The sequence below is a fragment of the Flexivirga sp. YIM B11880 genome, assembly GCF_058148645.1.
Genome location: NZ_JBMAMH010000001.1, coordinates 534437 through 553631, shown reverse-complemented (window position 1 = coordinate 553631; position 19195 = coordinate 534437). Strand labels below are relative to the sequence as shown.

18 protein-coding genes are annotated in these 19195 nt (G+C 70.2%); 15 read left to right on the top strand and 3 right to left on the bottom strand.

What is annotated here, in order from left to right; all coding sequences use genetic code 11:
- Window positions 1-90: 90 nt before the first annotated feature.
- From ACN8HC_RS02645 to ACN8HC_RS02620, 6 genes are read left to right on the top strand one after another with little or no spacing between them, the layout of a single operon-like run.
- On the top strand, window positions 91-1272 hold the full coding sequence (locus tag ACN8HC_RS02645) for an NAD(P)/FAD-dependent oxidoreductase (protein WP_490073314.1): 1182 nt from the start codon (window positions 91-93) through the stop codon (window positions 1270-1272).
- Window positions 1269-1580 carry a (2Fe-2S)-binding protein gene (locus ACN8HC_RS02640; RefSeq protein ID WP_490073313.1) on the top strand — a complete coding sequence of 104 codons (312 nt, stop codon included), beginning with the start codon at window positions 1269-1271 and terminating at the stop codon, window positions 1578-1580. The genes ACN8HC_RS02645 and ACN8HC_RS02640 overlap by 4 nt, the downstream gene beginning before the upstream one ends.
- Complete coding sequence (locus tag ACN8HC_RS02635; protein ID WP_490073312.1) at window positions 1573-2952, top strand: FAD-dependent oxidoreductase; 1380 nt, start codon at window positions 1573-1575, stop codon at window positions 2950-2952. The genes ACN8HC_RS02640 and ACN8HC_RS02635 overlap by 8 nt, the downstream gene beginning before the upstream one ends.
- A gap of 44 nt (window positions 2953-2996) precedes the next feature.
- Window positions 2997-3917, top strand: coding sequence for a dihydrodipicolinate synthase family protein (locus tag ACN8HC_RS02630; protein ID WP_490073311.1), 921 nt, complete (start codon window positions 2997-2999; stop codon window positions 3915-3917).
- Window positions 3918-3931: 14 nt separating this feature from the next.
- Window positions 3932-4933: a proline racemase family protein gene (locus tag ACN8HC_RS02625; RefSeq protein WP_490073310.1), complete on the top strand. Its 1002-nt coding sequence runs from the start codon at window positions 3932-3934 to the stop codon at window positions 4931-4933.
- A gap of 34 nt (window positions 4934-4967) precedes the next feature.
- Window positions 4968-6419, top strand: coding sequence for an aldehyde dehydrogenase (NADP(+)) (locus tag ACN8HC_RS02620; RefSeq protein ID WP_490073309.1), 1452 nt, complete (start codon window positions 4968-4970; stop codon window positions 6417-6419).
- A gap of 53 nt (window positions 6420-6472) precedes the next feature.
- Here the strand turns inward: ACN8HC_RS02620 and ACN8HC_RS02615 are convergent, their stop codons facing one another.
- Window positions 6473-7894 carry an aminopeptidase P family protein gene (locus ACN8HC_RS02615; RefSeq protein ID WP_490073308.1) on the bottom strand — a complete coding sequence of 474 codons (1422 nt, stop codon included), beginning with the start codon at window positions 7892-7894 and terminating at the stop codon, window positions 6473-6475.
- Between the two features lie 112 nt (window positions 7895-8006).
- On the opposite strand from ACN8HC_RS02615, the gene ACN8HC_RS02610 reads away from it, so the two are divergent.
- From ACN8HC_RS02610 to ACN8HC_RS02590, 5 genes are all read left to right on the top strand, one after another.
- The gene (locus ACN8HC_RS02610; protein ID WP_490073307.1) at window positions 8007-8687 is read left to right on the top strand and encodes a GntR family transcriptional regulator; all 681 of its coding nucleotides are present in this window, start codon (window positions 8007-8009) and stop codon (window positions 8685-8687) included.
- 86 nt (window positions 8688-8773) lie between these two features.
- The gene (locus ACN8HC_RS02605; protein WP_490073306.1) at window positions 8774-9955 is read left to right on the top strand and encodes an acyl-CoA dehydrogenase family protein; all 1182 of its coding nucleotides are present in this window, start codon (window positions 8774-8776) and stop codon (window positions 9953-9955) included.
- A gap of 54 nt (window positions 9956-10009) precedes the next feature.
- Window positions 10010-10720, top strand: a complete 711-nt coding sequence (locus ACN8HC_RS02600; protein ID WP_490073305.1) for a YcnI family copper-binding membrane protein — start codon at window positions 10010-10012, stop codon at window positions 10718-10720.
- 4 nt (window positions 10721-10724) lie between these two features.
- A complete protein-coding gene (locus ACN8HC_RS02595) occupies window positions 10725-11312 on the top strand; it encodes a copper resistance CopC family protein (RefSeq protein WP_490073304.1) in 588 nt (195 codons plus the stop codon).
- Between the two features lie 10 nt (window positions 11313-11322).
- Window positions 11323-12360 (top strand): zinc-binding dehydrogenase, encoded by a 1038-nt coding sequence (locus ACN8HC_RS02590; RefSeq protein ID WP_490073682.1) that lies wholly within the window; start codon window positions 11323-11325, stop codon window positions 12358-12360.
- Window positions 12361-12476: 116 nt separating this feature from the next.
- On the opposite strand, the gene ACN8HC_RS02585 is transcribed toward ACN8HC_RS02590, so the two are convergent.
- Window positions 12477-13532, bottom strand: coding sequence for an NAD(P)-dependent alcohol dehydrogenase (locus ACN8HC_RS02585; RefSeq protein ID WP_490073303.1), 1056 nt, complete (start codon window positions 13530-13532; stop codon window positions 12477-12479).
- 187 nt (window positions 13533-13719) lie between these two features.
- Between ACN8HC_RS02585 and ACN8HC_RS02580 the strand changes: the two genes are divergently transcribed.
- On the top strand, window positions 13720-14922 hold the full coding sequence (locus tag ACN8HC_RS02580; RefSeq protein ID WP_490073302.1) for an NAD(P)/FAD-dependent oxidoreductase: 1203 nt from the start codon (window positions 13720-13722) through the stop codon (window positions 14920-14922).
- A gap of 1 nt (window position 14923) precedes the next feature.
- Here the strand turns inward: ACN8HC_RS02580 and ACN8HC_RS02575 are convergent, their stop codons facing one another.
- Complete coding sequence (locus ACN8HC_RS02575) at window positions 14924-15541, bottom strand: TetR/AcrR family transcriptional regulator (RefSeq protein WP_490073301.1); 618 nt, start codon at window positions 15539-15541, stop codon at window positions 14924-14926.
- Window positions 15542-15709: 168 nt separating this feature from the next.
- Here ACN8HC_RS02575 and ACN8HC_RS02570 point away from each other — a divergent pair, with 168 nt between their 5' ends.
- The 3 genes from ACN8HC_RS02570 (at window position 15710) to ACN8HC_RS02560 (ending at window position 19123) form a co-directional block, all read left to right on the top strand.
- Complete coding sequence (locus ACN8HC_RS02570) at window positions 15710-16231, top strand: PadR family transcriptional regulator (protein WP_490073300.1); 522 nt, start codon at window positions 15710-15712, stop codon at window positions 16229-16231.
- A 70-nt stretch (window positions 16232-16301) separates the two neighbouring features.
- Window positions 16302-17228 (top strand): extracellular solute-binding protein, encoded by a 927-nt coding sequence (locus tag ACN8HC_RS02565; protein ID WP_490073299.1) that lies wholly within the window; start codon window positions 16302-16304, stop codon window positions 17226-17228.
- Window positions 17225-19123, top strand: a complete 1899-nt coding sequence (locus ACN8HC_RS02560; protein ID WP_490073298.1) for an ATP-binding cassette domain-containing protein — start codon at window positions 17225-17227, stop codon at window positions 19121-19123. The genes ACN8HC_RS02565 and ACN8HC_RS02560 overlap by 4 nt, the downstream gene beginning before the upstream one ends.
- Window positions 19124-19195 lie beyond the last annotated feature (72 nt).

The following is a 19195-nucleotide window of genomic DNA, read 5'->3' as shown; positions in this document are numbered from 1 at the left end:
TCGTCCGTCGGCCGCGCCATCGATTTACCCGACACGTTGTGTCATGTAACATTGCACTGGTTCGGAAAGGATCGCGCAGAGGGAGTCGGTGTGCACATCGTGGTGGTCGGTGCCGGCATCGTCGGTGCCGCCTGTGCTCGCCGCCTGGCGGCCGACGGGCACGACGTCACGGTGATCGACCGCGCCGGGGCGGCGAACGGCACCTCGGCGTCGGGCGAGGGCAACCTCCTGGTGTCGGACAAGGGCCCGGGTGCGGAGCTGGAGCTCGCCCAGCTGTCGGCGCGCTTGTGGGCCGGGCTCGCGACGCAGCTGGCCGACGAGCTCGGCCACGAGCCGGCGATCGAGTATGACGCCAAGGGTGGTCTCGTCGCAGCGCTGACCGACGAGGGTGCCGAGGCGCTCGCGGACTTCGCGGCCGGCCAGCGCCGGGCGGGTGTCGAGGCCCGGCAGATCACCCCGGCGCAGGCGCGCGAGCACGAGCCGTGGCTGACCGACGCAGTCACCGGTGTTGTCCACTACCCGCAGGACGCCCAGGTGCAGCCGGTCGCCGCCACCCAGGCGTTCCTGGAGTCGGCTCGGCGGCGGGGCGCCCGGATCCGGCAAGGAGACGAGTTGATCGGGCCGCTGCTCGACAGCGCCGGCGGGTTGCGCGGCGTACGCACGTCGGCCGGTGATCTCGCCGCGGACCGGGTGATCGTGGCCGCGGGACCGTGGTCGACGACGGTCTCCGAACGCCTGGGAGTGCGCCTGCCCGTCCTGCCGCGCCGCGGGATGGTGCTCGTCACCAGCCGGATGCCGCACCGCATCCTGCACAAGGTCTATGACGGTGACTATGTCGGGGCCGTCGCGTCCGACGACGCGGACGTCCAGGTGTCGAGCGTTGTCGAATCCACTGCTGCTGGAACAGTTCTCATCGGCTCCTCGCGGCAGCGCATCGGTTTCGACGAGACGCTGCAGGTCGATGTGCTGCGCCGGATCGCGGCGCGCGCCATACGACTGTTCCCGTTCCTCGCCGGACAGCCGGTCATGCGCGCGTATGGCGGCTTCCGCCCCTACATGCCCGACCACCTGCCGGTGATCGGTCCGGACCCGCGGCTGCCCGGCCTCTGGCACGCGACCGGCCATGAGGGCGCCGGCATCGGATTGTCGCTCGGCACAGCGGAACTCATCGGCGACCTGATGGCCGGCCGGCGGTGCGCCATCGATCCGGCGCCGTTCGCCCTGGACCGAGCGACGCTGCAATCTCATCTGCAGGTCGAGGTGGCGCGATGACTTCCCGGCGGCTCGCAACGGCAGGTGACCGCGTCGGCCCGCCCGCCGACGACCCGGTCACGATCACCCTTGACGGCCGGTCCTACACCGGCACCGCCGGCCAGACCCTCGCCGGCCTTCTCCTGGGCGCCGGCTGTCTGAGCTGGCGCAACTCGGTCTCCGGTGAACCGCGTGGCGTCTTCTGCGGCATCGGGGTGTGTTTCGACTGCATCGCGACCGTCAACGGCCTCCGCGACGTGCGGCTCTGTCAGCGGCGGGCGGCCGAGGGCGACGCGGTGATGAGTCAAGGTGGTGCACGCGATGAGTGACGTGCTCGTCATCGGAGCCGGGCCGGCCGGCCTGCACGCGGCGCTGTCCGCAGCCGACCAGGGCGCGGATGTGACCCTGCTGGACGCGAGCGACGACCTCGGTGGACAGTTCTGGCGCCACCTGCCCGCGGAGCGCGCGGTAGCGCACGAGGAAGTCCTGCACCACAACTGGAAGTCGTTCCAGGAGTTGCGTGCTCGGCTGCACTCCCACCCGCGCTGCCGCATCCTCACCGGCACCGAGGTCTGGGCGATCGAGCCGGGCACGGCCGGCGCGGCCGCCCGCGTCCATGCGCTCACCGGACCGTGCGGCAGCGCGCACCGCGACGAGATTCTCCTCCGACCGGACCGCCTCGTCCTGGCGACCGGTGCCCACGACCGGGTGCTGCCCTTCCCGGGCTGGGACCTGCCGGGAGTGTTCAGCGCCGGTGCCGCGCAGGCCCTCGCCAAGGGTGAGCGGGTCGCCGTCGGGAGCCGGGTGCTCGTCGCCGGAGCGGGACCGTTCCTGCTGGCGACCGCGGCCTCGCTGGCGGCGACGGGTGCACAGGTCATCGCCGTGCACGAGGCAGCCGGTGCGCGGGCGCTCGGTCACGGATGGCTGTCCCGCCCTTGGGAGTTGGCTCGATCCGCCAGCAAACTGAAGGAGTTCGCCGGATACACCGCGCTGCACCTGAGACAGCGCATTCCCTACGTCGTCGGCAGCGCGATCGTCGCCGTGGAGGGCGCCGGCCGCGTCGAGTCGGCCAGGGTCGCCCGCCTCGACGAGCAGTGGCGGCCGGTCGCCGGCAGCGAGCGCGAGATCCCCGTGGACGCGGTCGCGGTCAGCCACGGCTTCACGCCGCGTCTCGAGTTGCCCATCGCCGCGGGTTGCACCATCACCGCGGATCGGTTCGTCGCCGTCGACGACCAGCAGGCCACCACCGTGGCCGGTGTATATGCCGCCGGCGAGATCACCGGCATCGGCGGGATGGTGCTGTCCGCGGCGGAAGGCAGCATCGCGGGACTCGCTGCGACCGGAGCCGCCATACCGCAGCGCTTGCGCGCCGAACGGACCCGCCAGCGCGCCTTCGCCATACGCATCGAACGCGCGCACGGCATCCGGCCCGGCTGGACGGACTGGCTGCGCGAGGACACGGTCGTGTGCCGCTGCGAGGACGTGCCGTACGCCGCGCTCGCGACCGACGCGAACTCGAGCCGCTCCCTGCGAGCGGCCAAACTGGCCACTCGGGCCGGTCTCGGGATCTGCCAGGGACGCACCTGCGGACGCACCGTCGAAGAGCTTCTGCGCCGAGGCTCCGGGCTGCTCGGCGACACGACCACCGACCGACGACCGATCGCGGCGCCGCTGCGGCTCGGCGAATTCGCGCGCGACTGAACGACATCCTCTGACAAGAACAACAGCTTCGGAAAGGAAACCGCATGTCCCACGAGAAGTTCGATCTGGGCGGCGTCGTCGTCGCCACCACCCTGCCGTTCAGGGAGGATGCATCGGCGCCGGCCGGTCTGGCGGTCGATCACGAGAAGTACGCCACGCACTGCTCGTGGCTGATCGACAACGGCTGCCGGGGCGTCGGCCCGAACGGATCGCTCGGTGAATACTCGTCGCTGACCGACGACGAGCGCCGCCAGGTCGTGCGGACCGCCGTCGAGGCGGTCGGCGGTCGCGGCCTGGTGGTCGCCGGCGTCCACGGCGTCGGCTCCCATCAAGCGGTGCACTGGGCGCAGTGCGCCAAGGAAGACGGCGCCGACGGTGTGCTGCTGCTGCCGCCGATCGTCTACCGCGCCAACCGGGCCGAGATCATCGACCACTACAAGGCCGTCAACGAGGTCGGACTGCCGATCATGGCCTACAACAACCCGTTCGACACCAAGGTCGATCTCACGCCGGACATCGTCGCCGAACTCGCCCAACTGGAGAACGTGGTCGCCGTCAAGGAGTTCTCCGGCGACGTGCGCCGGGTGCTGGAGATCAAGGAGCTGTGCGACATCGACGTGATCGCCGGCGCCGACGATCTGCTCTTCGAGTCACTGGTCGCGGGTGCGGTCGGCTGGTTCGCCGGCTACCCCAATGCCTTTCCGCGCGAGGCGGTGGAGCTGTACGAACTCATCACGAGCGGCAAGATCGATGAGGCGCGGACGCTCTACGAGCACCTCGTGCCGATCTTCCGGTGGGACTCGCGCACCGAGTTCGTCCAGGCGATCAAGCTGTCGATCGACGTCGCCGGGGAGAGCTACGGTGGCCGCACCCGACCGCCGCGCGGCCCGCTCTCGGCCGAGCAGGCCGAGATCGTGCGCCGTGACACCCAGCGCGCCCTCGACTACTGCGCGTCACGTGCCTGACGGAGACTGAGGGCATGCGCACCAGCAAGGTCATCAGCGCCGTCGACTCGCACACGGAGGGTATGCCGACGCGTGTCGTCACCGGAGGCCTCGGCGTCTTCCCGGGCGCGACGATGAACGAGAAGCGGCTCGGCTTCATCGCCGAGCACGACGAGCTGCGCCGGCTGCTGATGACCGAACCGCGCGGGCACAACGCCATGAGCGGCGCCATCCTGCAGCCGCCGACGCGACCGGATGCCGACTACGGCGTCATCTACATCGAGGTGTCCGGCTGTCTGCCGATGTGCGGGCACGGAACCATCGGCGTGGCAACGGTGCTCGTCGAGACCGGGATGGTGGAGGTGACCGAGCCGGTGACGACCATCCGGCTCGACACACCCGCCGGGCTGGTCGTCGCGCGGGTCGCCGTGACCGACGGACACGCCGACTCGGCCACCATCGAGAACGTTCCCAGCTACACCGACCGGCTCGACGAGACGATCGACGTGCCGGGGCTGGGCACGGTGCCCTACAGCCTCGCGTTCGGCGGCAACTTCTACGCCATGGTCGACCTCGCCGACGTGGGACTGCCGTTCGACCGGACCCGAAAGCAGGAGATCCTCGAGGCCGGCCTCGCGATCATGGACCAGATCAACAAGGAAGCGCCGCCACAGCATCCGACGATCGACGGCGTGAACCACTGCCACCACGTCGAATTCATCGCACCCGGCTCGACAGCACAACACTCACGGCACGCGATGGCCATCCATCCCGGCTGGTTCGACCGGTCGCCGTGCGGCACCGGCACGTCCGCCCGTATGGCGGAGCTGTGGTCGCGCGGGCAACTGGCGCTGGACACCGACTTCGTCAACGAGTCGTTCATCGGCAGCCGGTTCGTCGGCCGCCTCGTGCGAGAGACCGAGATCGGCGGGCGACCGGCCGTCATACCGACCATCACCGGACGCGCCTGGGTGACCGGCATCGGTCAGTACCTGCTCGACCCCACGGACCCCTTCCCAGCAGGCTTCGAGTTCTGAAGATACCCAAGCCGATTCCCCAAAAAGGAGCATCGTGACCAGCACCACCGATGACGTCGCCCGCCGCGCCCAGGAGGCGCACGCGATCTTCTCCCGGACAGCGCCGGACGCACGGGCCCGCGCGCTGACCGCCGTCGCCGACGCGCTCGAGTCCGACGGTGAGGTCGTCCCGATCGCGCAGTCCGAGACCGGCCTGAGCGCTACGCGACTGACCGGTGAGGTGAAGCGCACGGCATACCAGCTGCGCGCGTTCGCCGAAACCGTCCAGGACGGAAGCTATTTCGACGTTCGCATCGACGAGGCCGACCCCGACTTCGCGCTCGGCCCGCGCCCGGACGTGCGCCGCTGCCTGCTGCCCGTCGGGCCGGTCCTCAACTTCGCCGCGAGCAACTTCCCGTTCGCCTTCTCCGTGCTCGGTGGGGACACCGCGGCGACGCTCGCGGCCGGTTGCGCCACCGTCGTCAAGGCACACCCCGGACATCCCCGGTTGTCCGACCGTTGCGCCGCTCTGGCCGCGCGGGCGCTGGTCGCCGCCGGGATGCCGGCGGACACCCTGCAACTCGTCCACCGCCAGGACGAGGGCGTCGAGCTGCTCCGGCACCCCGCGATCCGGGCCGCGACCTTCACCGGCTCCGTCCGCGGGGGCCGCGCGCTCGCCGACATCGCCGCCGGCCGCCCCGACCCCATCCCGTTCTACGGCGAACTCGGCAGTGTCAACCCGGTCGTGGTGACCGCTGCCGCACTGCGGGAGCGCGCCGACGACATCGTCAGGGGTTACGTCGCCAGCGTCAGCGGATCCGCGGGTCAGTTGTGCACCAAGCCGGGCTTCCTCTTCGCGCCGGCCGGCCACGAGCTGGACGACGCGTTGCGCACCGAGGCAGCTCAGGTCGCCGAGCACCGATTGCTCAACCCCGCTATTTCGCAGGGGTACCAGCAGCGGCGCACCGACGTGCTCGGCGCGGGCGTCGACGTGGTGGCCGAGGGCAGCGTACGCGTCGACGAGGACGAAAACGCGTGGACCACACCGACTCTGGTGCGCGTCACACTCGCGGAGCTGGTCGCACACCGCGACGAGCTCCTCGAGGAATCCTTCGGCCCGCTCTCGATCATCGTCGAGTATGACGACCTCGGTGCGCTGACCCCGCGTCTCGGGGAGTTGTTCCCGGGCAACCTGACCGCCACCGTGCACTGCACCACCGACGAGGCGTCGGACCCGCAGATCGCCGATCTGGTGCAGCTTTTCGCGCAGCGCGCCGGCCGGGTGCTGGTCGGAGGCTGGCCGACCGGTGTCGCGGTCACCCCCGCCATGCAGCACGGCGGTCCGTGGCCGGCGACCACCAATGACACGGGTACCTCCGTCGGCAGCGCCGCGATCAGCCGGCTGCTGCGCCCGGTCGCCTTTCAGTCGGCGCCGCAGGAGCTGCTGCCCGAGCCGCTGCGCGACGACAACCCGTGGGGTGTGGCGCAGCGGCGGAATGCCCGCTGAGCCTCTCGACGTGCGAGGAGGGGCGGCACGCCCCTCCTCGCAGATTCGGTCCCTCAGCTTCGCTGGGCGCGGGTCCACTCCTCGAGCCCGGTCGCGGTGATCGGCAGCACGTCGGACAGGACATCGATGCCCGTCTCGGTGACCAGCACGTCGTCCTCGATCCGCACCCCGATGCCGCGCAGCTCCGGCGGCACGGTCTCGTCGGTGGCGTGGAAGTAGAGCCCGGGCTCGACGGTCAGCACCATGTCCGGGGCGATCGGACCCAGCTGGTAGTCCTCGACCGTCGACTTCGAGCAGTCGTGCACGTCCAGCCCGAGGTGGTGGCCGATGCCGCACACGATGTAACGGCGGTGCTGCTGACCGTGTGGTGACAGCGCCTCGTCCACGGACACCGGCAGCAGACCCCAGTCGTGCAGCCCCTGCGCGATGACCTCCAGGCAGCGGTGGTGGAAGTCGACATACGTGCGTCCCGGGCGAACGGCGTCCAGGCCGGCACGGTGCGATTTCTCGACGAGGTCGTGCACCATCCGTTGCTCGGGGGTGAAGGTGCCGGACACCGGCACCGTACGTGTCACGTCGGCCGTGTAGCAGCTCCTGCCCTCCACCCCCATGTCCAACAGGAGTGCGTCCTGCTCACCCAGCGGTGAGTCGCACCGCGTCCAGTGCAGCACCGCGGCGTTCCGGCCGGTCGCGACGATGGTGCCGTAGCCGACGTCCTTGCCGTAGGTGCGCGCATAGCGGTTGAAGGTCCCCTGCAGCCATCGCTCGCCGCCCGACCGGATGGCGGCGGGGATCTCGGCCGCGACCGCGCGGAACCCGCCCACGGTGAGATCCACCGCCGCACGCAACTGCTCGACCTCCCACTCGTCCTTGATCATCCGTAGCCGCGACAACGTCTCGCCGAGGATGCTGGTGTCGTCCCGACGTACGGCGCCGATGACGTCGTCCTCGACGAAACCACCGACCAGCACGTCGGACTCGGCCGCCAGCGACCCGGCCAGCTTGTCCAGCGGCTGCACGTCGACGTCGAGTGCCCGCCGCCAGTCGGCCAGGTGGGGCGACGGCCCGGTCCACAACTCGCCGTAGGTGCTGTCCGAGTAGAAGCCCGGGTCGCCGGGAACGGCGGGCGGCGCGACATACAAGGTCGGGTTCGCGCCGCGAAGGACCAGCACGGCACGCGCGATCGGTGCGCCGACCAGCCAGAGGAAGTCGGAGTGTGCGCGGAACTCGTAGTCGTTGTCGTCGTTGCGCACGGGCGCCCGCCCGGCACCGATCACGATGACCCGTCCGGGTAACGCCTCGGTGAGCCGTCGCCGGTGCTCCGCCGCGGCGGCAGGCGCGCCGCGGACCATCTGGGCGTCGCGCGCCGGCCGTGCCCAGCCGGTGCGGATGCCGTCCTGGAAGCCCGGTGCCTCGCCCAGCGGGATGAGGCCGCGCATCCGCACGTCCGGCACGTCAGGTGGCTGCTCTGTCATCGGATGCTCCGAACGATGGTGCGACGGTCGAGTGGCAGTGCAATTGTACATTTCACATGTCTGCGGAGAGCGTGACCCGCCGAGCCCCCGTCGCACACCTACGATGTGTCACATGTCGGGCCAATTCCAGCCGCTGCAGAAGGGCTTGCTGCGCGAGGACGTCACCAACGCGTTGCGCGCTGCCGTCATCAGCGGCGAACTCGTGCCCGGCGTGCTCTACTCCGCACCGTCCCTCGCCGAACGCTTCGGTGTCTCCGCCACTCCGGTGCGCGAGGCCATGCTCGACCTGGTCCGTGAGGGCCTCGTGGTCACCGTGCGCAACAAGGGATATCGGGTCACGGCGATCAGCGACGAGCAGCTGGACGAGATCACCGAGCTGCGCATGCTGGTCGAGCCGCCGCTCGTGGCCCGTGCGGCGGGAGTAGTGCCCGAGGCCGACTTCGCGGAGCTGCGACGCATGGCCGATGCCATCGTGCGCGGCGCCGAGCGGGGTGACCTCATCGACTACACCGAGAGCGACCGGATGTTCCACTTGCGGTTGCTGGAGTATGCCGGCAACCAGCGCGCGACGGGGCTGATCTCCGAACTGCGCGCGCACACCAGGCTGTACGGCCTCACCGCAATCTCCGGCGACGGCCAACTGGTCGACAGCGCGGCAGAGCACCACGCCATCCTCGATGCCATCGAACAGCGGGACAAGCGCCTGGTGTCCCGGCTGATGAAGCGGCACATCGCGCAGACGCGTGGTCGCTGGGCGGGACGCGCGCCGACTGGCGCAGCCAGCGCCGAGTGACGCAGCTGCTGCTGTGTTTCGGCGGAAAGTGTGCCAGTCGGCGGACGCGGTGTGCGCCGTCCAGGTCTTCGGCGATCATGGAAGGCATGACCCAGACCCCACTGGAACTCTTCGCCACCGACGGATTGATCGCCGAGGACGACCGCGAACTGCGCGATGCGGTCCGGACCTTCGTCGACGCCGAGCTCAAGCCACAGCTCGCGGGCTGGTACGAAGCCGGTGACCTTCCCGCCCGCGAACTGGCCCGTCGGCTCGGCGAACTCGGCGTCCTCGGTATGCACCTGGACGGTTACGGTTGCGCCGGGACGTCGGCCACGGCATACGGCCTGGCCTGCATGGAGCTCGAGGCGGCCGACTCCGGCATCCGCTCGCTGGTGTCGGTGCAGGGGTCGCTCGCGATGTTCGCCATCCATCGCTGGGGCAGCGACGAGCAGAAGGACGAGTGGCTGCCACGGATGGCCACCGGCGAGGCGATCGGCTGCTTCGGCCTGACCGAGCCGGACTTCGGCTCCAACCCGGCCGGCATGCGCACCCGCGCCCGCCGCAACGCCTCGAGCGGTGACTGGGTGCTGACCGGCACGAAGATGTGGATCACCAACGGCCCGATCGCCGACGTCGCCGTCGTGTGGGCGCAGACCGGCGAAACGGCCCGGGAGATCAGAGGATTCGTCGTTCCGACGGACACTCGTGGATTCTCGGCGCCGAAGATCCAGCACAAGCTGTCGCTGCGGGCGTCGGTCACCGGTGAGCTCGTGCTGGACGACGTGCGACTGCCCGCTTCGGCGGCGCTCCCGGAGGTTCGCGGGCTGCGCGGACCGCTGTCCTGCCTCGACGAGGCACGCTTCGGCATCGTCTTCGGTGCGCTGGGCGCTGCTCGGGACTGCCTGGAGACGACGATCGCGTATGCCGCGGACCGGCAGATTTTCGACAAGGCGCTCTCGTCATACCAACTCACCCAGGCCAAGCTGGCCGACATGTCGCTCGAGCTCGGGAAAGGCATGCTGCTCGCGCTGCACCTGGGACACCTCAAGGACACCGGAAAGCTTGCTGCCCAACAAGTCTCGCTCGGTAAGCTCAACAACGTGCGGGAGGCGCTCGCGATCGCCCGGGAGTGCCGGACCATCCTCGGGGCGGCTGGCATCACCCTGGAGTTCCCGGTCATGCGGCACGCCAACAACCTGGAGTCGGTGCTGACGTACGAGGGCACCAGCGAGGTGCATCAGCTGATCATCGGGCAGGCGCTGACCGGCGAGTCCGCCTTCCGCTGAGCGGTAACGAGGCCGCCCGGGTGCGCCATTACTACCGAACGTAGTGTTGACCTCATGACTCCCCATCGACGCTCTCTTGTGCGCGCCGGCGCCACCATCGCCGTCTCCGGACTGCTGGTGGCGATCCCGGTCGCCGCGGAGGCCCACGTGACGGTCAACCCGGACACCGCTGCCGCCGGCTCCTACGCGACGCTGGTCTTCAAGGTGCCGACGGAGAAGGCCGACGCATCGACCACCAAGCTGGAGATCGATCTGCCGACGGCGCACCCGTTCACCGCCGTGTCCTACCAGCCGGTGGCCGGGTGGAAAACCGTGGTGACGACGGCCAAGCTGACCACACCGGTCAAGACCGAGGACGGCACGATCACCGAGGCGCCGACCAAGATCGTCTGGACCGCGACACCGGCTGCCGCGATCAAACCCGGCCAGTTCCAGCAGTTTCCGGTGTCCGTCGGTGTCGTCCCGAATGTGCCGTCAGTGAGTTTCACTGCCATCCAGACCTATTCGGACGGTTCGGTCGTGAAGTGGGACCAGCCGACGAAGGCCGGCCAGGCCGAACCCGAGCACCCCGCGCCGGTCCTCACAATCGGTGCCGAGCCCAGCAACACCGCCTCACCGAGGACCGTCCCGTCCGTGGTGACCGCAGCCCCGAAGTCCTCGAGCAGCGACTCCGGCAGCGCGGTGTGGTTCGGTGTCGGCGGCATCGCGGTCGGCGTGGTCGCCCTGCTCGTGGCCCTGTATGCCGCCACCCGGCGGACCCGGTGAACGGATGACGCCGCGGCGCGCAGTCCTCGCGGTCATCGCGTTCCTCGTGGCCGTGTGCGGCGTCATACCGGCCGCCCAGGCGCACGACTACCTGGTCGGCAGCACCCCCACGGCGAACGGCTCGGTCGCGACCGCGCCGACCAAGGTGACGCTGACCTTCAACGACATCGTCCTCAGCCGGCCGGCGCGCCCTCAGGTCACCGTCAAGGGCCCCGACGGGCGCTACTACGAGACCGGGTGCGGCACGGTCGCCGACCGGGTCGTTACCACCCCGATCGCGCTCGGGCCGGCCGGCCGCTACGCGATCACCTGGCGGATTGTCTCCGCCGACGGCCATCCCGTGTCCGACACCATCTCGTTCAGCTATACCGGAAAAGCCACCGGGCGGACCGGCACCGCCGTTCCGAAGACATGCACGGCACGCGCATCGACAGCCGAGAAATCAACAAGCGGAGGCGTTCCCAGCGCTGCCGTGGTCGCCGTCATCGTGATCGTCGTCGCGGGTGTCGCCGGGGCAGTGCTCATCCTGCTGACCCGTGGTCGTGGCCGGCAGCCGGACGACACCGACGATTTCGACGACGACGAGGAATGATCGACCCGTGATGCGCGCCTTGGTGATGGACCGGATCGCGGGGCCGCTCGCGGTGCGCGAGGTGCCGGCGCCGGCGGCACCCGACGGCGGTGTCGTGGTGCAGGTGCACGCCACCGGCCTGTGCCGCAGCGACTGGCACGCCTGGGCCGGCCACGACGACATCACCCTGCCGCACGTGCCCGGTCACGAGCTCGCCGGCGTCGTCTCGGCAGTCGGCGCCGGCGACACGCGCTGGCGGGTCGGCGACCGGGTCACGGTCCCGTTCGTCGAGGGCTGCGGCCGCTGTGAGTGGTGTATGACGGGCAACGCCCAGGTCTGCCCCGATCAGGAGCAGCCCGGCTTCACCCACTGGGGATCCTTCGCCGAGCAGGTGGCCCTGCACGCCGCCGACACGAACCTGGTCGCGATCCCGGAGGAGGTGACCTTCGAGGCCGCGGCCAGTCTCGGCTGCCGGTTCGCCACGGCCTACCGGGTGCTGGTCGGGCGCGCGCGGCTGCACGCCGGGGAGTGGGTGACGGTCGTCGGCGCCGGCGGCGTCGGGCTCTCTGCCGTCATGATCGCCAAAGCACTCGGCGCACAAGTGATCGCGGTCGACCGCCACGAGACGGCGCTGGCCAAGGCCGGTCAGCTCGGCGCCGACCATCTGATGCTGGCGGAGGACGGCTGCGACATACCCGCCTGGATCCACGGACTGACCGGCGGCAGCCATGTCGCCGTCGACGCCGTCGGCACCGAACAGACCTGCGCCGACTCGATCCTCAGCCTGCGCCGGCGCGGCCGGCACGTGCAGGTCGGCCTGCTGCCACCCGTCGACGGGCACCCGCGCGTCCCGATGGCGCGCGCAATCGCCTGGGAACTGGACCTGCTCGGCAGCCACGGCATGGCAGCCGCCGACTATCCCGGCATGCTGGCGCTGATCGCCTCCGGCGCGCTCGCACCGCAGGACCTCATCGAGCGGGTCGTCGGTCTCGAGGAGGCCGCCGACCTGCTGCCCGCCATGGCGACCGCCGCGCCGGCGGGGATGACGATCATCGACCCCGCCCGGTAGCTGAGGCACCTCGCGCCTCTCACCGACAGGCTCAGCAAACGCCGAAAGGCCCAGAAATACGGGTCCTCTCGAGCCGTAGTTCTGGGCCTGTCGGCGTTATGTGGGCCTCTCGGCGGTCAGGCGCGGGGCTGGATGGTCGAGGTGTCGATCACGTAGCGGTAGCGCACGTCACCCGCGACGACCTTGTCGTAGGCCTCGTCGACCTGGTCGGCGCTGATCCGCTCGACGGTGGCGCCGATGCCGTGCTCGGCGCAGAAGTCGAGCATCTCCTGGGTTTCCGGCAGGCCGCCGATCATCGACCCGGCGACGACCTTGTTGCCACCGATCAGACTGCCCGGACGGATCGCGTAGGGCTGGGTCGGCAGGCCGACGGACACCAGCGCGCCGTTCGGCTTCAGCAGCCGCAGGTAGTCCTCCATCGGCAGATCTGCACTGACGGTGTTGAGGATCAGGTCGAACCGGCCGGCATTGTCCTCGAACACGGCGGCGTCGGCGGTCGCCAGATGGTCGGTCGCGCCGAACTCCTTGGCATCAGCCGATTTCGCGGTCGAACGGGACAGCGCGACGACCTCCGCGCCGAGCGCCGCGGCGATTTTGACGCCGAGGTGGCCGAGGCCGCCCATGCCGAGCACGCCCACGGTCGTGCCGGGACCGGCGCCCCACCGCTTGAGCGGCGAATAGGTGGTGATGCCCGCGCAGAGCAACGGTGCCGCGACGTCCAGCTCGATGCCGTCGGGGATGCGGCACACGAAACGCTCGGACACCACGACCTGTTGGGCGTAGCCGCCCTGCGTGAGCTGTCCGTCATACCCGGTGGAGTTGTAGGTCCCGACCGACCCGCGCTCGCAGAACTGCTCGAAGCCGTTCTTGCACTGCTCGCACTCGCCGCACGAGTCGACCAGGCAGCCGACCCCCACGCGGTCGCCGACCTTGTGTCGCGTCACGCCGGTCCCGACGGCGCTCACCACGCCGGCGATCTCGTGGCCGGGCGTGAGCGGGAAGCGCGTCCCGTCCCACTCCTCACGGATGGTGTGTATGTCGCTGTGGCAGATCCCGGCCCAGGCGATGTCGATGCGGACGTCGTCGTCGCGCAGGTCACGGCGCTCCAGCTCGATCGGAGCGAAGCTCTCACCGGCTGCGGACACGGACAGTGCAGGTGTGGTTGTCGGCATACGAACGACGATAGACCTCGCCGGAGCGCCGGCCAACCGGCAGCAAAACCATTGCGCGGTAAGAAAGTTCACACGTCGACATGGGAATAGAAGCGCCTGCTGGACGGGCCTGGGCGGCGCGACCGCTCCCGGCATACGATCAGGTTGAGCGCAGCAACCTGCGCGTTCGCGCGACCCGAGGAGTGTCATGACGGAGCTTTCCGACAGCAACTACGACTACGTGATCGTCGGTGGCGGTGTGGCGGCGGCAGCCGCGGTGGGCGGCATTCGCGAGCTCGACGAGAGCGGCTCGGTGCTCGTGCTGGGCGCCGAACCCGACGGCCCGGTCTATCGACCCGACCTGTCCAAGAAGCTCTGGCTCGACAAGGACGCGAGCCTGGACAAGGCGTGGCTCCTCGACGGGCAGCAGGTCGATCTGCACACCAGCACCCCGGTCACCGCGATCGACCCCGGCGCCCACACCGTGCAAGCCGGCGGCGCCACCATCACCTACGGCAAGCTACTGCTCGCGACCGGGTCGAGCCCGCGCCGGCTCGATCTGCCCGACTCCGACCGGATCATCTACTACCGCACCGCCGAGGACTACCGGCGGCTGCGCGAACTCGCCGATGAGGACACTCCGGTCACCGTGGTCGGCGGCGGCTACATCGGCGCCGAGATCGGCTCTGCACTGGCCCAGAACGGCGTGCAGGTCACGATGATCTTCGACGAGGACCTGGTGCAGCGGCGTCTGTTCCCGCAGCCCCTCGCGGAGCTGATCACCAAGGACTTCATCGATCACGGTGTGCGGCTGCTGACCGAGGAGACGGTGTCCGGCGGCGAGCTCGCCGACGACCGGGTCGGCATCCGGGTCGGCGACGGCTCGCTGGTCCAGGCCGGCGCGGTCGTCGTCGGAGTCGGTGTCACCCCCAACGTGCGACTCGCCGAACAGGCCGGCATCACCACCGACAACGGCATCGTCGTCGACGACCGGCTGCGCACCTCCGCGGCCGACGTGTATGCCGCAGGCGACGTCGCGAGCTACGACGACGCCCTGTTGGGCAGGCGTCGCGTGGAGCACGTCGACAACGCGGAGGCGATGGGCAAGAAGGCCGGCCGCAACCTCGCCGGTGCCGACGAGCCCTACGACTACACGCCGATCTTCTGGTCCGACCTGTTCGACAACGGCTACGAAGCGGTCGGCGAGCTCGACTCGCGGCTGGACACGGTCGAGGACTGGAACGACGACCACACCGCCGCGGTCGTCTACTACCTGCGCGACGACACCGTGCGCGGCGTGCTGCTCTGGAACGTCTGGGACTCCACCGGCAAGGCACGTGACATGATCGCCCGCTCCGGCGCGGGCACGATCACCCGGGACCAGTTGGCCGGAGCGATCCCGACGAGCTGAATCAGCCGCGCCTCGGCAGGATCTTGAGCAGGTCGCGGCGCAGTTGCTCGGTGGTGTCGGCCAGGTCGGCCCCCAGCAACTCGTCGCGCACCGCGCGTTCGAGCAGCGCGTCGACCTGCTCGGCGAGCAGCTCGAACGGCGGGTCGAACCTCCAGCCCATCGCCTCGTAGCGCTGCTGCACATCCTGCTGCCAGCGCTCGCGGCCGTCCTCGACCTCGGCGGCGTATTCGCGCAGGCTCCGCTCGAACTGGCTCTGGTTGCGCAGGTCGTAGCGGATCCGGTGCATCCGGCGGTTGGAGCGGAAGCTCTCGCTCAGCGCGGCCGCCAGCTTGTGTGAGTAGTCGGTGACGTCCGCCGTCTCGGCGCCGTCGGACGCGAAGATGTGCGCGTCGGCGATCATCCGGACGCACTCGGCGACGAGCGCGTCCTTGCTGTGGAAGTAGTAGTGCACCATCCCGTGCGAGAAGCGGGTGCGCCGCGCGACATTGCGGACCGACACCTGCGAATAGCCGTGCTCACTCCACGTGTGCAGCGCGGCGACGGCCAGATCGCGCCGTCGGCCCTCGTGCATGTCGTCGTCGGCATCGCCGGTCGTGGAGTTGCGCAGAGGCTGTGTCACCTCTCAATCGTCCCATGCGTCACCTACGGCCGATGGTCTTGGGGTGTAAGGAAATTCGCCCGAGTTGGTAAGACAACCGTCAAGTTCTGGCACTTCGACACCGGCAGCACCAGCGGAGCAGGAATCCGACGCGTCTCGCTCCTGTGACCCGCATGTCAGAGTGGGTCCATGTCGGAAGTCAGCACCGCAGCGTTCGGGGTGCTCGGTGTGGTCGCCGAGGGACCGACGCACGGCTTCGCGGTAGCGGCGCTCTTCGCCGCCGACGGCGAGCTGGGCCGGGTATGGCGCATCCCGCGTGCCGTCGTCTACCGGGAACTCGGCCGGCTGACCGACGCCGCGCTGGTTCATGCGGCCGGCGTGGAGACCGACGGGCCGGGGCCGGACCGGACCATCGTGCAGATCACCCGCGCGGGGCGTGACCGACTCGGCCGGTGGCTGGACGAGCCGGTCCCGCGCGCGCGGGATGCCCGCTCGGCGCTCCTGCTGAAGCTCGCGCTGCACGACCGCAGCGGTGGCGACCCGAGGCGGCTGATCGCCGCGCAGCACGAGGTGTTCGCCGCCCGGCTCGGCGAACTCGAGGCGCGCGCTGGCGCCGCCGAGCCGGGCAGCTTCGAACGCACCCTGGCACTCTGGCGAGTCAGCTCGACGCGAGCGATCCTCGACTTCCTGGAAACACTCGACGCGCGCTGATCGGACGCCGCAGCGGACCGGCACAGGGACTAGTCGCAGTGTGACTAGTTCACTGCTAGCTTCGGCTCCCATGAGTGAGATTCCCCGTCGCGGACTGCTGGCCCTCGGACTGATCGGCGCTGCGGCGGCACTGACGTCCTGCGGCTCGTCGGGCGGCGGCTCGGATCCGGCGTCCGGTGCCGGTGCCACCTCAGGGGGTGGCACCGGCGCCGCTCGCGGATCGGGCACCGTCAACGTCCTCTACGCCGGCTCGCTCGTCACGCTGATGGAGAAGCAACTCGGCCCGGCATACGAGAAGGAGACCGGCTACACCTTCGCCGGTTTCGGCGCCGGGTCCAGCGCGCTCGCCGCCCAGATCAAGGGCAAGGTCCGCAAGGCGGACGTGTTCGTCAGCGCCAGTCCCACGGCGGACGCCGAGTTGATGGGAACGGCGGGCGGTGACTGGGTGAGCTGGTACGTCCGCTATGCCAGCTCGCCACTCGTGCTCGGCTACAACCCGAAGAGCAGGTTCGCGGCGAAGATCAAGGCCGGCCCCTGGTATGACGTGATCACCCAGCACGGCTTCCGCGTCGGCACCACCGACCCGCAGGCCGACCCGAAGGGCAAGCTGGCCCACCGAGCGCTGCTGGACGCCGGCAAGCAGCACCCGCAGCTGGTGGACCTCGCGGACAACGACAAGATCGTCTTCCCCGAGGAGACGCTGGTCGCCGACCTGCAGTCCGGGCAGCTGGACGCCGGCTTCTTCTACTCCAGCGAGGCCACGACGGCCGGCATACCGACCGTGCAGCTGACCGGCCAGAAGCTGGCCGCTGCTTACACTGCAACGGTGGTCAAGAATGCTCCGAACCAGGCGGGTGCCGAGGCGTTCGTGGCCTATCTGCTGGGTGCCGAGGCCCGGAAGATGCTGCGCAGGGACGGTTTCGAGCTGGTGTCCCCGCCGACCGTCACCGGCACGGGCGTGCCCGACACGGTCCGCAAGGTGTTGTCCGGCCCGTGATCGGCAGGCGACGTAGCGGCCCGGTCGCGGCCCTCGGGGCGCTGCTCGTCCTCTACCTGGCGATCCCGCTCGTCGCGTTCGTCGTCCGACTGGCCGGCGCGGGCGATCGCGGGTTCGGCGAGTCCGGCCTGCTCGACGCCGCGCGCACCTCGGCGATCAGTGCCACCATCAGCGCCACGATCGTGACGCTGCTGGGAGTCCCGCTCGCGCACTGGCTGGCGCATTCGCGGGGGCCGCTGCACCGCGTCGTCGGCGTGCTCGTGCAGTTGCCGCTGGCCCTGCCCCCGGTGATGAGCGGCATCGTGCTGGTCTACGTCGTCGGGCCCTACACGTGGCTCGGTGAGCGATTCGACGGCCGCCTGACCGAGTCGGTGGCCGGCGTGGTGATCGCGCAGACGTTCGTCGCGTCGCCGTTCCTGATCATCGCCGCGCGCTCGGCGTTCGAGGCGGTGGATCCGCGGCTGGAGGACGTCGCGGCCACGCTCGGGCACCGTCCGCTGTCCCGCTTTGTGCGGGTGGACCTGCGGATCGCCGCTCCGGCGATCCGGGCAGGGCTCCTGCTGACCTGGTTGCGTGCGCTCGGGGAGTATGGCGCGACCGTCCTCCTCTCCTACCACCCCTACACGCTGCCGGTCTTCACCTACGTGCAGTTCTCGTCGACCGGCATCCCGACGACGCAGGCACCCACCGCCCTTGCGCTCCTCATCGCGGCGGTCGTCCTGCTGCTGGCCGGTTTTCGGCTACCGCGCGCAATCCGGGACCGATTGCACCGACCCGCGCCGATGGTCGAACCCACCCGGCCACCGGGCATCGCCGCCCGGCCGGTGTCCTTCGACATCGACACCCGGGTCGGCGACTTCCGGCTGCAGGTGGCGCACACCGCGCACAGTCCTCGCATCGCCGTGCTCGGCGCATCCGGTGCCGGCAAGTCGATGCTGCTGCGCTCGCTCGCCGGGTTGCTCGGCCCGGACGTCGGGGTGGTCCGGCTCGGCGACGTCGAGCTGTCCGGAGTGGCCGTGGAGGACCGGCAGCTCGGCTACGTTCCGCAGCAGCACGGGCTCTTCCCGGACCGAACCGCTTGGCAGCAGGCCACTTTCGGCGTCCACGCGGACCCCGGCGTGGCGGCTTGGTGGCTGCAGCGACTGCAGCTCGACGGCCTGCAGAACCGCCTGCCGCAGCAACTGTCCGGCGGTCAGCGGCAGCGGGTGGTGATCGCCTCCGCGCTCGCCGGATCGCCCCGGCTGCTGTTGCTGGACGAGCCGTTCTCCGCGCTCGACTACCCGGTGCGGCAGGAGCTGACCGCGCTGGTCCGTCGGCTGCAGCAGCAGCAGGACTCTCTCGCGACGGTCCTCGTGACGCACGACCCGGTCGAGGCGGCCATGTTGGCCGACGAGATCGTGGTGATCGCCGAGGGTCGCGTGGCGCAGGCGGGCACGGTCCGGGAGGTCTTCGACGCGCCGGCGTCGCCCGCGGTGGCCCGGCTGCTGGGTCTGACCAACGTCCGCGACGGGGTGATGCGGGCCGACGGTGTGCTGGAGAGCGAGAGCGTCCGGATCCGCACGCACGCCACGATCGCCCCGGACACCCCGGTGACCTGGTGCGTCCGGCCCGAGCACGTGCGCCTCGCGGCGTCCGGCGAGCACGCGGCGACGGTTTCCGACGTGGCCGACCTGGGCAGCCACCTCTTGCTGCACCTGCGGTGGTCGCACGGGTTGGATCTTCAGGCCCATCAAGTGATTTCGCCGTCCGGCACCGCCCGGCCGGCGGTCGGCGACGTCGTGCGGGTGGACGTCGACCCGGCGGGTGTCAGCGTGTGGTCGGCCCCGCAGGCCTCGGCGGCGTTGCCGGAGGGCGGCGACCTCCTCGTCGAGTCTGACGGTCGACACAAGGGCTGACGGTCCGATTCGACCGTCAGGCCTTTGTTCGACCGTCAGGCTTCCGCCCGGTGCCACCGTGCACCATGGTGA